Annotated in this window: 12 protein-coding genes and 1 tRNA gene; 10 read left to right on the forward strand and 3 right to left on the reverse strand. The window is 68.8% G+C overall.

The features are described from left to right. The first annotated feature begins 52 nt into the window (after window positions 1–52). The 7 genes from IE265_RS15045 (at window position 53) to IE265_RS15075 (ending at window position 7,228) form a co-directional block, all read left to right on the forward strand. The gene (locus IE265_RS15045; protein WP_190036049.1) at window positions 53–505 is read left to right on the forward strand and encodes a hypothetical protein; all 453 of its coding nucleotides are present in this window, start codon (window positions 53–55) and stop codon (window positions 503–505) included. Then, window positions 502–1,209 (forward strand): Tat pathway signal sequence domain protein, encoded by a 708-nt coding sequence (locus IE265_RS15050; RefSeq protein ID WP_190036204.1) that lies wholly within the window; start codon window positions 502–504, stop codon window positions 1,207–1,209. Before IE265_RS15045 ends, IE265_RS15050 begins: the two co-directional genes overlap by 4 nt. A 280-nt stretch (window positions 1,210–1,489) precedes the next feature. After that, complete coding sequence (locus tag IE265_RS15055) at window positions 1,490–2,725, forward strand: branched-chain amino acid ABC transporter substrate-binding protein (protein WP_190036205.1); 1,236 nt, start codon at window positions 1,490–1,492, stop codon at window positions 2,723–2,725. A 111-nt stretch (window positions 2,726–2,836) separates the two neighbouring features. Then, window positions 2,837–3,769: a branched-chain amino acid ABC transporter permease gene (locus IE265_RS15060; RefSeq protein WP_190036050.1), complete on the forward strand. Its 933-nt coding sequence runs from the start codon at window positions 2,837–2,839 to the stop codon at window positions 3,767–3,769. A gap of 5 nt (window positions 3,770–3,774) precedes the next feature. Beyond that, a complete protein-coding gene (locus tag IE265_RS15065) occupies window positions 3,775–5,601 on the forward strand; it encodes a branched-chain amino acid ABC transporter permease (protein WP_190036051.1) in 1,827 nt (608 codons plus the stop codon). 5 nt (window positions 5,602–5,606) lie between these two features. Beyond that, complete coding sequence (locus IE265_RS15070; protein ID WP_190036052.1) at window positions 5,607–6,515, forward strand: ABC transporter ATP-binding protein; 909 nt, start codon at window positions 5,607–5,609, stop codon at window positions 6,513–6,515. Further along, entirely contained in the window at window positions 6,512–7,228 is a 717-nt protein-coding gene (locus IE265_RS15075; RefSeq protein WP_190036053.1) for an ABC transporter ATP-binding protein, read from the forward strand. The genes IE265_RS15070 and IE265_RS15075 overlap by 4 nt, the downstream gene beginning before the upstream one ends. A gap of 76 nt (window positions 7,229–7,304) precedes the next feature. On the opposite strand, the gene IE265_RS15080 is transcribed toward IE265_RS15075, so the two are convergent. Further along, entirely contained in the window at window positions 7,305–7,961 is a 657-nt protein-coding gene (locus IE265_RS15080; protein ID WP_190036054.1) for an ANTAR domain-containing response regulator, read from the reverse strand. A 100-nt stretch (window positions 7,962–8,061) separates the two neighbouring features. On the opposite strand from IE265_RS15080, the gene IE265_RS15085 reads away from it, so the two are divergent. Together IE265_RS15085 and IE265_RS15090 are read left to right on the forward strand one after the other, a co-directional pair. Further along, window positions 8,062–8,134: transfer RNA gene (locus tag IE265_RS15085), tRNA-Leu, on the forward strand. Window positions 8,135–8,240: 106 nt separating this feature from the next. After that, on the forward strand, window positions 8,241–9,002 hold the full coding sequence (locus IE265_RS15090; RefSeq protein WP_190036055.1) for a transcriptional regulator: 762 nt from the start codon (window positions 8,241–8,243) through the stop codon (window positions 9,000–9,002). Window positions 9,003–9,012: 10 nt separating this feature from the next. On the opposite strand, the gene pyk is transcribed toward IE265_RS15090, so the two are convergent. Further along, window positions 9,013–10,449, reverse strand: a complete 1,437-nt coding sequence (gene pyk, locus IE265_RS15095; protein WP_190036056.1) for a pyruvate kinase — start codon at window positions 10,447–10,449, stop codon at window positions 9,013–9,015. 218 nt (window positions 10,450–10,667) lie between these two features. Continuing rightward, window positions 10,668–11,384, reverse strand: a complete 717-nt coding sequence (locus IE265_RS15100; protein ID WP_190036057.1) for an SIMPL domain-containing protein — start codon at window positions 11,382–11,384, stop codon at window positions 10,668–10,670. Between the two features lie 154 nt (window positions 11,385–11,538). Between IE265_RS15100 and IE265_RS15105 the strand changes: the two genes are divergently transcribed. Then, on the forward strand, window positions 11,539–13,350 hold the full coding sequence (locus IE265_RS15105; protein WP_190036058.1) for a bifunctional metallophosphatase/5'-nucleotidase: 1,812 nt from the start codon (window positions 11,539–11,541) through the stop codon (window positions 13,348–13,350). The last annotated feature ends 15 nt before the right edge of the window (window positions 13,351–13,365 follow it).

Consider the following 13,365-nt stretch of genomic DNA (forward strand, 5'->3'; position numbering starts at 1 on the left):
CTTTGTGCGCAACGGCGTTGATCCCGGGCACTCGGCGGCTTAGCGTCATGGCATGGGAACGGGCCATGCCCCCTGGCGGGCGGCGGTGCTGGGCGCGGTGCTCCTGAGCGTTGCCCCGGCCACCGGGTGCGGGGAGCCGTCCGGCGGACACGGCACGGACCCCGCCCCGGGGACAACACGGCCCGGCGCGCGCCCGAACTCCCCGTCGTCACCGTCACCGAACTCCCCCTCGTCACCGACCGCCACATCCCCCGAGGAACTGTGCGCGCGGCTCGTGGCGTCCTGGTCCCGCGAGGTCCTGGACAGCCGCACGTACGGCGACTACCAGTCGATGGGGCTGTCCAACGGGCAGTACGAGATCCTCATGGACGTCGTGGACGCCGCCCGGTCCGAGCGGCGGCGCGCCGGGACGCGGGCGGCGCTGCGGCTCATCGACCACGACTCCCGCGAGCGCTGCGAGCGGCGGTACCGCGACGGCAACCCGACGGGAGGGCCGTGGAGTTGAGCGGCGTCGGACCGGTCGAGCCGGGCGAGAACACCCACGAACTCACCACGGGACCCGACCTCTCCGGCCCCGTTACGGGCCGGCCCGGCCCGCCGCCCTCCGGCCACCTCGGCCACTCCGGACGACTCGACCCCTCCGGACGACTCGACCGCCTCGGTCGACTCGTCGGCCTGCAAAGGTTCTACGACCGGCACCGCAGGGCCGTGCTCGCGTCCGCGTCGGCGGTCGGACTGCTCGCCGGCGGCGGCTACCTCCTCGCGACGCGGCCCGAGGAGCCGCCACCGCCGCCGGACCCGCTGCCGTCCCAGGTGGTGGACGTCGCGTACCTGGGCGTGGAGCCCCCGCCGGCGGGGGCCCGGAGCGGCAGCTTCAGCTTCGCGGTCCGGATCACCGTCCGCTCAGGACCCACGGTCACCGTCGTGCGCGTGTCCCAGCCCTACGCGGCACTGTCCCTGACCTCGCTGCCAGGCACGCCGTTCCGCACGAAGACCGGTTTCGGCCACAAGATCGTCGTCACGATGCATGTCACGGAATGCGCAAATGTGCCGTCAAACGCCGGACTTCCTTTCCTCGAAGTAACTCTGCGTAATACGCGCGCAATACAGGACCACAGCTTCATCCTCGGCGAGCAATATGCGCACGACCTGTCCGAAGCCCTTCAAGTCGCCTGCAGCAACGAGTTATCGTCACGACCAAAACCGTAGAACACTCCTGGAATGGCGAGGGCCCGTCCTGCAGGTTCTCACTATGCGGACAGGACGAATCAGCCGGAATTCAGCCCATCCACCCACTGAGTACCGCTCTGCATTACCTCGTGTCATAACAAGAGCGTCACAGCCTGGGTCAGACTCTCCTCCACCTTCCCTTCACCCGCTTAGAGTCACGGCCAGTCACCGCGCCATCGGATTCGAAGCTTTTTCGGCCCAGCGCTCGACTCGGCCCGTTCCACGAGGAAGGGCCGTGCCAGGGAAAGGACTGCTGATCGTGCGTCAACGTTCGCTCATCGCCATCACCGCCGCGCTGGCGGCGGGAGCTCTCACCCTCACCGCCTGCGGATCGCGCGACGAAGACAAGGGCGGGTCGGACGCCGGCGGCGGCGGCACCACCGTCGTCATCGGTGTCGACGCCCCCCTGACCGGCGACCTCTCCGCGCTGGGCCTCGGTATCAAGAACTCCGTGGACCTCGCCGCCAAGACGGCGAACAAGGAGAAGACCGTCCCCGGCGTCACCTTCAAGGTCGAGGCCAAGGACGACCAGGCGCAGCCCTCCTCGGGCCAGGCCAACGCCACCACCCTGGTCGCCAACAAGGACGTCCTCGGTGTCGTCGGCCCGCTGAACTCCTCCGTGGCCGAGTCCATGCAGAAGGTCTTCGACGACGCCAAGCTCCTCGAGATCTCCCCCGCCAACACCAACCCGGCCCTGACCCAGGGCACGGAGTGGAACGGCGGCACCAAGGCGCGTCCGTACAAGTCGTACTTCCGCACCGCGACCACGGACGCCATCCAGGGCCCGTTCGCCGCGCAGTACGTCTTCAACAAGGCGAAGAAGAAGAAGGTCTTCGTCATCGACGACAAGAAGACCTACGGCGCCGGTCTGGCCGCCACCTTCACCGACGAGTTCAAGAAGCTCGGCGGCAAGATCGCGGGCACCGAGCACATCGACCCCGACACCAAGGACTTCTCCGCGGTGGCGACCAAGGTCAAGAGCTCCGGCGCCGACGTCGTCTACTACGGCGGCGAGTACCCGCAGGCCGGCCCGCTCAGCAAGCAGATCAAGGCCGCAGGGGCCAAGATCCCGGTCGTCGGCGGCGACGGCATCTACAGCGCCGACTTCATCAAGCTCGCCGGCGCCAGCGGCACCGGCGACCTCGCCACCTCGGTCGGCGCGCCCGTCGAGGACCTGCCGTCCGCCAAGGAGTTCGTCGCCAACTACAAGGCCGCGGGCTACAAGGAGGCCTTCGAGGCCTACGGCGGCTACTCGTACGACTCCGCCTGGGCGATCATCGAGGCCGTGAAGAAGGTCGTCGAGGACAACGACGGCAAGCTTCCGTCCGACGCCCGCGCCAAGGTCACCGCGGCCGCGCAGAACGTCTCCTTCGACGGTGTGACCGGCAAGGTCTCCTTCGACGAGTTCGGCGACGCCACGAACAAGCAGCTGACCGTGTACTCGGTCGAGGGTGGCACCTGGAAGGCCATCGAGTCCGGTACCTACACCGGCTGATCCACACCCCGTACCACCACGAGCCGCGCGGGGCGCCGCACCACAGGCGCCCCGCGCGGACTCGCATCCGGTCACACCCCTCGACTATCCGAACGTCTCGGAGGACATGCGGTGAACGAACTGCCGCAGCAGCTGGTCAACGGCCTGCTACTGGGATCCATGTACGGGCTGGTCGCCATCGGCTACACGATGGTCTATGGCATCGTCCAGCTCATCAACTTCGCCCACGGCGAGATCTTCATGACCGGGGCGTTCGGCGCTCTCACGGTCTATCTGTACGTACTGCCCGACGGCACCACCATGTGGATAGCGCTGCCGCTCATGCTGGTCGGCGCCGTCTTCGTCGCCGTCACCGTCGCGGTCGGAGCGGAACGGTTCGCCTACCGCCCCCTGCGCACCGCGCCCCGCCTCGCCCCCCTCATCACCGCCATCGGCCTCTCCCTGGCCCTCCAGCAGGCGGTATGGGCCTGGTACCCCAACGCGAAGTCTGCGCGCACCTTCCCGCAGATCGAGGGCGGCCCCTTCCACATCGGCAGTGTCACCATCCAGACCGGTGACATCTTCCTGTTCCTCGCGGCCCCCATCAGCATGGCGATCCTCGCCTACTTCGTCATGAAGACCAGGACCGGACGCGGCATGCAGGCCACCGCGCAGGACCCGGACACGGCCAAGCTCATGGGCATCAACACCGACCGCATCATCGTGGTCGCGTTCGCCCTCGGCGCCGCGTTCGCCGCCGTCGGAGGCCTCGCCTACGGCCTCAAGTACGGCCAGATCGACTTCCGCATGGGCTTCATCCTCGGCCTCAAGGCCTTCACCGCCGCCGTCCTCGGAGGCATCGGCAACATCTACGGAGCCATGATCGGCGGCGTCGTCCTCGGACTCGCCGAGACCCTGGCCACCGCCTACATCGCCGACGTCCCCGGCATGTCCCAGCTCGGCGGCCAGTCCTGGGCCAACGTCTGGGCCTTCGTACTCCTCATCCTCGTGCTCCTCCTCAGGCCACAGGGCCTGCTCGGCGAGCGCGTCGCGGACAGGGCGTGAGACCGATGACAACACAGACCACCACCCCCCAGACGCCCGCCAAGGACACCGCGGGCGCCAACACCGGCCTCGTCGCCATCCCGCCGCACATCGGCCGCGCCCTGGCCACCGGCGGCGGCGTACTCACCGTCGTCTCCGCCTTCCTCGCCTGGACGTGGACGTCCGCCTTCCCCGGCGACCTCACCGTCTACGGCTACCCGGGCGGCCTCCAGGTCCTCGTCCTCATCGGCGGAGCGCTCACCGCGCTCTTCGGCCTCGCCTCCTACGGCGTCAAGGGCCTGCGCTGGCTCGCCCCGGCCGGCGCCGACAGCGCCATCAAGCTCGCCGCACTCGCCGCCTTCGCGACCACCTGGTACACGATCGCCGCGATGAGCGCCCAGCTCGGCGGACTCGCCAACCTGGAGCCCGGCGGCTGGATCGCCGGCATCGCCACCCTCACCGCCCTGCTCGGCGCGCTCTCGCTGCCCTTCGAGCGCCCCGCCCCGGACCCCTTCGACCCGGACGACTCCTCCTGGGAGCAGTTCCGCCACAAGGCCCGGCACCAGCGCACCGTCGTCAAGGCCGCCTTCGCGGCCGGCACCAGCAAGCCGGCCCGCGAGCTGCCCGCCTTCGCCGAGATCCTCGTGATCGTCGCCGCGCTCACCCTCGGCCTGATCGTCTTCACCTACGGCATCGGCACCGAGTACGACGAGCTCTTCGTCGGCTTCCTGGTCACCGCGGGCTTCGGCTTCGCCGCCGCGGCCAAGGCCGGCCTCGTGAACCGGGTCTCCGCGCTCACCTCCAAGCACCGCACGGTGACCATGGTCGGCGCGTTCGCCGCCGCCGCCGCGTTCCCCTTCACCCAGTCCGACGACCAGTACGCGACCATCGGCGTCTACATCCTGATCTTCGCCACCGTCGCCCTCGGCCTCAACATCGTCGTCGGCCTCGCCGGACTGCTCGACCTCGGATACGTCGCCTTCCTCGGCGTCGGCGCCTACACGGCCGCCATGGTCTCCGGCTCCCCCTCCTCGCCGTTCGACCTCCAGCTGCCGTTCTGGGCCTCCGCCCTGCTCGGCGCCGCCGTGGCCATGGTCTTCGGCGTACTGATCGGCGCCCCCACCCTGCGGCTGCGCGGCGACTACCTCGCCATCGTCACCCTCGGCTTCGGCGAGATCTTCCGCATCACCGTCCTCAACATGGACGGCACCTCCGGACCCGACATCACCAACGGCTCCAACGGCATCTCCTCGATCCCGAACCTCAACATCCTCGGGTTCGACTTCGGCCAGGAGCACTCGTTCGGCGGCTTCACCATCGCGCGCTTCGCCAACTACTTCCTGCTGATGCTCCTCATCACGCTGGTCGTCGTCGTGGTCTTCCGGCGCAGCAGCGACTCCCGCATCGGCCGCGCCTGGATCGCCATCCGCGAGGACGAGACCGCCGCGCTCGCCATGGGCATCAACGGCTTCCGCGTCAAGCTCATCGCCTTCGCCCTCGGCGCCGCCCTCGCCGGCCTCGCCGGGTCCGTCCAGGCACACGTCACCTACACCGTGACACCGGAGCAGTACCAGTTCGCGCACGTCGTCCCGCCCAACTCGGCCTTCCTGCTCGCAGCGGTCGTCCTCGGCGGCATGGGCACCATCAGCGGACCGCTCGTCGGCGCCGCACTGCTCTACCTGATCCCCGCCAAGCTCCAGTTCCTCGGCGACTACCAGCTCTTCGCCTTCGGCCTCGCGCTCGTCCTCCTGATGCGCTTCCGTCCGGAAGGCCTCATCCCGAACCGGCGCCGCCAGCTCGAATTCCACGAAGAGGCGGAAGCCCCCACAGTCCTCAGCAAGGCAGGGGCCTGATCACGATGACAACCGACACCACCACCAAGGACGCCGCCCCCGGCGCCACCGCACCCGGCGAGACCGTGCTCGACGCCCGCGGCGTCACCATGCGCTTCGGCGGCCTCACCGCGGTCAACAACGTCGACCTCACCGTCAACAGCGGAGAGATCGTCGGACTCATCGGCCCCAACGGCGCCGGCAAGACGACCTTCTTCAACTGCCTCACCGGCCTCTACATCCCCACCGAGGGCGAGGTCCGCTACAAGGGCCAGGTCCTGCCGCCCAAGTCCTTCAAGGTCACCGCCGCCGGCGTGGCCCGCACCTTCCAGAACATCCGTCTCTTCGCCAACATGACGGTCCTGGAGAACGTGCTCGTCGGACGGCACACCCGCACCAAGGAAGGCCTCTGGTCCGCGCTCCTGCGCGGCCCCGGCTTCCACCGGGCCGAGCGCGCCTCCCGCGAACGCGCCATGGAACTCCTGGCATTCGTCGGACTGGACGCCAAGGCCGAGCACCTGGCCCGCAACCTCCCCTACGGCGAGCAGCGCAAGCTCGAGATCGCACGAGCCCTGGCCTCCGAGCCCGGCCTCCTGCTCCTCGACGAGCCCACCGCCGGCATGAACCCCCAGGAGACCCGCGCCACCGAGGAACTGGTCTTCGCCATCCGGGACAAGGGCATCGCCGTCCTCGTCATCGAGCACGACATGCGGTTCATCTTCAACCTCTGCGACCGCGTCGCCGTACTCGTCCAGGGCGAGAAGCTCGTCGAGGGCGACAGCGCCACCGTCCAGGGAGACGAGCGCGTCGTCGCCGCCTACCTCGGAGAGCCCTTCGAAGACGCACCCGGCAGCGAGGAGATCGCCGAGGTCGAGGCCGCGGAAGCACAGGCCGCCGCCACGGACTCCGCGCCCGGCAAGGAGAACGACCGATGACCGCACTGCTCGAAGTCGAGGACCTCCGGGTCGCCTACGGCAAGATCGAAGCCGTCAAGGGCATCTCGTTCAAGGTCGACGCCGGCCAGGTCGTCACCCTCATCGGCACCAACGGCGCCGGCAAGACCACCACGCTGCGCACCCTCTCCGGACTGCTCAAGCCGGTCGGCGGCCAGATCAAGTTCGACGGCAAGTCGCTGAAGAAGACTCCGGCGCACGAGATCGTCTCGCTGGGACTCGCCCACTCCCCCGAGGGGCGGCACATCTTCCCGCGCATGACGATCGAGGACAACCTCCGCCTCGGCGCCTTCCTCCGCAGCGACAAGGCGGGCATCGAGAAGGACATCCAGCGGGCCTACGAGCTGTTCCCGATCCTCGGCGAACGGCGCAAGCAGGCCGCCGGCACCCTCTCCGGCGGCGAGCAGCAGATGCTCGCCATGGGCCGCGCGCTCATGTCGAAGCCCAAGCTGCTCATGCTCGACGAGCCCTCCATGGGCCTCTCGCCGATCATGATGCAGAAGATCATGGCGACGATCGCCGAGCTCAAGTCGCAGGGCACCACCATCCTGCTCGTCGAGCAGAACGCCCAGGCGGCGCTCTCGCTCGCCGACCACGGACACGTCATGGAGGTCGGCTCCATCGTGCTCTCGGGCACGGGCCGCGACCTGCTGCACGACGAGTCGGTGCGCAAGGCGTACCTCGGCGAGGACTGAGTCCCCGCCCTCCGTACGCGGCTGAGGCCCGCACCCGTCAGGGGGTGCGGGCCTCAGCCGTGGGTGCGCGCGGGGCTCAGCCCTTCGCCGCCTTCTTCTCCTCCGCGTCCTGGATGACCGCCTCGGCGACCTGCTGCATCGACATGCGGCGGTCCATCGACGTCTTCTGGATCCAGCGGAAGGCCGCCGGCTCGGTCAGGCCGTACTCGGTCTGCAGCACGGACTTCGCGCGGTCCACGAGCTTGCGGGTCTCCAGACGCTGCGTGAGATCCTCGATCTCCTTCTCCAGCGTCTTGAGTTCCGTGAAGCGGGACACGGCCATCTCGATCGCCGGAACCACGTCGCTCTTGCTGAACGGCTTCACCAGGTACGCCATCGCGCCCGCGTCCCGCGCGCGCTCCACGAGGTCGCGCTGCGAGAAGGCGGTCAGCATCAGCACGGGGGCGATGGACTCCTCCGCGATCTTCTCGGCCGCGGAGATGCCGTCGAGCTTGGGCATCTTCACGTCGAGGATCACCAGGTCGGGGCGGTGCTTGCGGGCCAGCTCGACGGCCTGCTCGCCGTCTCCGGCCTCGCCCACGACGGTGTACCCCTCTTCCTCGAGCATCTCCTTGAGGTCGAGACGGATCAACGCCTCGTCCTCGGCGATGACGACACGGGTCGTCAGCGGAGGCACGTGCGACTTGTCGTCGTCGGGCGCGTCTACGGGCTGGGGCGACTCGGGGGCGGTCACGGGGGCTCCTCGTTCAGGGCGGGGTGCTGCTGACAAGAGCCTACCCAGCTGCGATAAGGTGGGGGCACGCCGGGTCGCCGTCGACCTTGGTTTCAAAGGGGCCCCGGTAGCCCAGCGGTAGAGGCAATGGTCTCAAACACCATCCAGCGTCGGTTCGAATCCGACCCGGGGTACTTTTCCTTGGATTCCAAGGGTAAACATCGGAAGCGGATGTTCACATTCTCGTGAACATCCGCTTTTTGCTGCGCGTCGCCCTTACGCCTCCCCGAAAGTGGCCGTATGTACGACATGGGCACACGGGAGCGGGCACTCGCCCTGATCAGTCAGGGGCACAGCCTGAATTCGGTGAGCGGGCAGACGGGCGTCTCGCGGGCCGCCCTCAGGTCCTGGCGGGAAAGGAAGGAACCCCTCAGGAGCTCGGGGCTCCCGTGTCCGCGGTGCGAGGAGACGCCCCGGCCGCCCGAGGACCGGGCGGCCTACGCGTATCTCCTGGGCCTGTATCTCGGTGACGGCTGCATCAGCCAGGGCCCCCGAGGCGTCCACAGCCTGAGGATCGCGTGCGCCGACTCGTGGCCCGGTCTCGTCGAACTGTGCGCGGAGGCCGTCCAGAGGCTGCGGCCCGACAACCGCGTCTGCCGCGTCCGTAGCCAGGGGTGCCAGTACGTCACCTGCTTCAGCAAGCACTGGCCCTGCCTGTTCCCCCAGCACGGACCCGGCAGGAAGCACGAGCGCCGCATCGTCCTGGAGCCCTGGCAGCGGGAGATCGTCGACGCCCGTCCCTGGGGGTTCGTCCGGGGGCTCATCCACTCCGACGGCTGCCGCATGACCAACTGGACGACCCGGCTGGTCGGCGGCGAGCCGAAGCGGTACGAGTACCCCCGGTACTTCTTCACCAATGTCTCGGACGACATCCGGAAGCTGTACACCGACACCCTGGACGCGCTGGGCGTCGAGTGGCGGCAGGCCAACGCGCGCAACGTCTCCGTCGCGAGGAAGGCGTCCGTGGCCCTCATGGACGTCCACGTCGGGCCCAAGTACTGACCGGCGGACGCTACTTCGGGCTGTCGTCCTCGCCGATGTGGTGCACGCGGACGAGGTTCGTCGAGCCGGAGACCCCGGGCGGGGAGCCGGCGGTGATCACCACGACGTCGCCCTTGCTGCAGTGGCCGTACTTGAGGAGCAGCTCGTCCACCTGGTCGACCATGGCGTCCGTCGAGTCGACGTGCGGGCCGAGCAGGGACTCAACGCCCCAGGTGAGGTTGAGCTGGGAGCGGGTCGCCCGGTCGGGGGTGAAGGCGAGCAGCGGGATGGGTGAGCGGTAGCGGGAGAGGCGGCGGACGGTGTCGCCGGACTGGGTGAAGGCGACGAGGTACTTCGCGCCGAGGAAGTCGCCCATCTCGGCGGCCGCGCGGGCGACGGCGCCGCCCTGGGTGCGGGGTTTGTTGCGTTCGGTGAGGGGCGGGAGTCCCTTGGCGAGGATGTCCTCCTCGGCGGCCTCGACGATGCGGGACATGGTGCGGACGGTCTCGACGGGGTATTTGCCGACGCTGGTCTCGCCGGAGAGCATCACGGCGTCGGTGCCGTCGATGACGGCGTTGGCGACGTCGGACGCCTCGGCCCGGGTGGGGCGGGAGTTGTCGATCATCGAGTCGAGCATCTGGGTGGCGACGATCACGGGTTTGGCGTTGCGCTTGGCGAGCTTGATCGCGCGCTTCTGGACGATGGGGACCTGTTCGAGGGGCATTTCGACGCCGAGGTCGCCGCGGGCGACCATGATGCCGTCGAAGGCGGCGACGATGTCGTCGATGTTGTCGACGGCCTGGGGCTTCTCCACCTTGGCGATGACGGGGAGGTGGCGGCCCTCCTCCTTCATGATCCGGTGGACGTCGTCGATGTCCTGTCCGGTGCGGACGAAGGAGAGGGCGATGACGTCGCATCCGGTGCGCAGGGCCCAGCGGAGGTCTTCCTCGTCCTTGTCGGAGAGTGCGGGGACGGAGACGGCGACGCCGGGGAGGTTGAGGCCCTTGCTGTCGGAGACCATGCCGCCTTCGACGACGGTGGTGTGGACGCGGGGGCCGTCGACGGCGGTGACTTCGAGGCAGACCTTGCCGTCGTCGACGAGGATGCGTTCGCCGGGGGTGACGTCGGTGGCGAGGCCGTCGTAGGTGGTGCCGCAGGTCTGTCGGTCGCCCTGGACGCCGGGTTCGACGGTGATGGTGAAGGTGTCTCCGCGTTCAAGGAGTACGGGGCCTTCGCTGAAGCGGCCGAGTCGGATCTTCGGGCCTTGAAGGTCGGCGAGGATGCCGACGTTGCGGCCGGTCTCCTCGGAGGCCTTTCGCACGCGCTGGTAGCGCTCCTCGTGTTCGGCGTGGCTGCCGTGGCTGAGGTTGAGGCGGGCTACGTCCATTCCGGCTTCGACCAGTGCTTTGATCTGGTCGTACGAGTCGGTGGCGGGGCCCAGGGTACAGACGATTTTTGCTCGGCGCATGATTCGAGCCTAGGCCTTACCAGTGGGTAGCGAATTGTTCGCGCATGACTGCTCAACATCCTTTGCGTGAAGGGTTATTGACAACTGTTGAATTGTGCACGGGGGTGCTCCGATGAGCGTGGGACGTGTGTTCGGCCGGGTCGTGGCGGGTGTCGCCGGGGGCGGGTGGTGCCCGTCCGGCCGCCGGCCCTTCTGCCGGTCGAGTCTTCCCGGGTCCGCTAGAGCTCGGGCGGAGCCATGGTGAAGCGGGCGTTGACCTGGGCGTGGACGTGCTGGCGCTGGGGTTCGAGGTCCAGGGCGGGGGCGGTCTCGGAGGCGGACGCGTCGAAGGCCAGGGTGCGCATGCCGCGGGCCTGGACCTCCATTCCGTAGGGGCCGGCGTCCTCGGCTCCGAGGTCGGCGAGTTCCAGGAGCGCGGTGAGGCGGGTGCCGAGGGCTTCGGCGTATTCACGGGCCCGCTGGACGGCCTCGCGTACGGCCTGCTGCCGGGCGAGGCGGTGGGCGGGCGAGTCGGGGCGCAGGGCCCACCAGGGGCCGTCGACGCGGGTGAGGTCGAGGTCGGCGAGGCGGGTGGTGAGTTCGCCGAGTGCGGTGAAGTCGGTGAGTTCGGCCGTGAGGTGGACGCGTCCGTGGTAGGCGCGGACGCGTTCGCCGCGGCCGTGGCGGGCGTGTTCGGGGGTGATGGAGAACGCGCCGGTCTCGAGCCGTTCGACGGCGTCTCCGTAGCTCTTGACGAGGTCGAGGGCGGCCGTGTTGCGGCGGGTGAGGTCGGCGAGGGCGTCGCGGCGGTCGGTGCCGCGGGCGCCGACGGTGATGCCGATGCGGGCGATCTCGGGGTCGACGTCGAGGTGGGCTTCGCCGCGGACGGCGATGCGGGGGGCGTCGGCTGTGCCGTAGGGGGTGGTGGGCCGGGGTTCCTCGCGGGCTGAGGTCATACGCCCCACTCTGTCACCGTCGGCGTGCCGGCGGACCGGGCAGGTCACCAGATCGAAACCTGCGGGGGCTGTTGCCGTACGCCGTGGCCGGGTCAGAATCTACGCGCTCAGAATCTACGCGCGTTGTTGTCCCGTTCCCGAGGAGTGACCTGACATGCCGTTGAATCGCCGGAAGTTCCTGAAGAAGTCCGCCGTGACGAGTGCGGGGGTGGCGCTGGCGGGTGCGGTCGCGGCTCCCGCGGCCGTGGCGGCCGAGCCGGCCGCGGCGAAGGGCGGGCACAGGCCCCGGCGTTACTCGCTGACGGTGATGGGCACGACGGACCTGCACGGCCACGTCTTCAACTGGGACTACTTCAAGGACGCGGAGTACAAGGACGCCGCGGGCAACGCGCAGGGCCTGGCGCGGATCTCGACCCTGGTGAACGCGGTGCGGAAGGAGAAGGGCCGGCGCAACACGCTGCTGCTGGACGCCGGTGACACGATCCAGGGCACGCCGCTGACGTACTACTACGCGAAGGTCGACCCGATCACCGCCAAGGGCGGCCCGGTGCACCCGATGGCGCAGGCGATGAACGCCATCGGCTACGACGCGGTGGCGCTCGGCAACCACGAGTTCAACTACGGCATCGAGACGCTGCGGAAGTTCGAGTCGCAGTGCCGTTTCCCGCTGCTGGGCGCGAACGCGCTGGACGCGAAGACGCTGAAGCCGGCGTTCCCCCCGTACTTCATGAAGAAGTTCCACGTGCCGGGCGCGCCGCCGGTGAAGGTGGCGGTGCTGGGTCTGACGAACCCGGGCATCGCGATCTGGGACAAGGCGTACGTGCAGGGCAGGTTGACGTTCCCGGGGCTGGAGGAGCAGGCGGCGAAGTGGGTGCCGAAGCTGCGGTCGATGGGTGCGGACGTGGTGGTGGTGTCGGCGCACTCGGGTTCGTCGGGCACGTCGTCGTACGGTGACCAGTTGCCGTATGTGGAGAACTCGGCGGCGCTGGTGGCGCAGCAGGTACCTGGGATCGACGCGATCCTGGTGGGGCACGCGCATGTGGAGATCCCCGAGTTGAAGGTGACGAACGCGACGACCGGGAGGACGGTGGTGCTGTCGGAGCCGTTGGCGTACGCGGAGCGGCTGTCGCTGTTCGACTTCGAGCTGGTCTTCGAGAAGGGCCGGTGGTCGGTCGAGTCGGTGGCGGCTTCGGTGCGCAACTCGAACTCGGTGGCCGACGACCCGAGGATCACGAGGCTTCTGAAGGACGAGCACGACGTGGTCGTGGCGTATGTGAACCAGGTGGTCGGTACGGCGACGGAGACCCTGACGACGGTCGAGGCGCGCTACAAGGACGCTCCGATCATCGACCTGATCACGAAGGTCCAGGAGGACGTGGTCCGGGCGGCGCTGGCGGGTACGGAGTACGCGTCGCTGCCGGTGCTGGCGCAGGCGTCGCCGTTCTCGCGCACGTCGGAGATCCCGGCCGGCGATGTGACGATCCGGGACCTGTCGAGCCTGTACGTGTACGACAACACGTTGGTGGCGAAGCTGCTGACGGGTGCCCAGTTGCGGGCGTATTTGGAGTACTCGGCGGAGTACTTCGTGCAGACGGCGTCGGGTGCCGCGGTGGACGTGGCGAAGCTGACGAACGCGAACAACCGTCCCGACTACAACTACGACTACGTGTCGGGGCTGTCGTACGACATCGACATCGCGCAGCCGGCGGGTTCGCGGATCAGGAACCTGACGTACGGCGGGGTGGCGTTGGACGACGCGGCGCAGTTCGTGTTCGCGGTGAACAACTACCGCGCCAACGGCGGTGGCGCGTTCCCGCACGTGGCGTCGGCGAAGGAGCTGTGGGCGGAGTCGACGGAGATCCGTACGCGGATCTCGGAGTGGGCGACGGCGAAGGGTGTGCTGGATCCGAAGGACTTCGCGTCGGTGGACTGGAAGCTGACCCGTGAGGGGGTTCCGGTCTTCTAGTGCGCCCGTCGGTGG

The organism is Streptomyces fructofermentans (genome assembly GCF_014651055.1).
Lineage (GTDB): Bacteria > Actinomycetota > Actinomycetes > Streptomycetales > Streptomycetaceae > Streptomyces > Streptomyces fructofermentans.

Coding starts and splice junctions, on each gene's coding strand:
- IE265_RS15065 (WP_190036051.1), top strand. CDS start 3,775: ATGACAACACAGACCACCACCCCCCAGACGCCCGCCAAGGACACCGCG.
- IE265_RS15090 (WP_190036055.1), top strand. CDS start 8,241: ATGTACGACATGGGCACACGGGAGCGGGCACTCGCCCTGATCAGTCAG.
- IE265_RS15100 (WP_190036057.1), bottom strand. CDS start 11,384: ATGACCTCAGCCCGCGAGGAACCCCGGCCCACCACCCCCTACGGCACA.
- IE265_RS15075 (WP_190036053.1), top strand. CDS start 6,512: ATGACCGCACTGCTCGAAGTCGAGGACCTCCGGGTCGCCTACGGCAAG.
- IE265_RS15105 (WP_190036058.1), top strand. CDS start 11,539: ATGCCGTTGAATCGCCGGAAGTTCCTGAAGAAGTCCGCCGTGACGAGT.
- pyk (WP_190036056.1), bottom strand. CDS start 10,449: ATGCGCCGAGCAAAAATCGTCTGTACCCTGGGCCCCGCCACCGACTCG.
- IE265_RS15070 (WP_190036052.1), top strand. CDS start 5,607: ATGACAACCGACACCACCACCAAGGACGCCGCCCCCGGCGCCACCGCA.
- IE265_RS15045 (WP_190036049.1), top strand. CDS start 53: ATGGGAACGGGCCATGCCCCCTGGCGGGCGGCGGTGCTGGGCGCGGTG.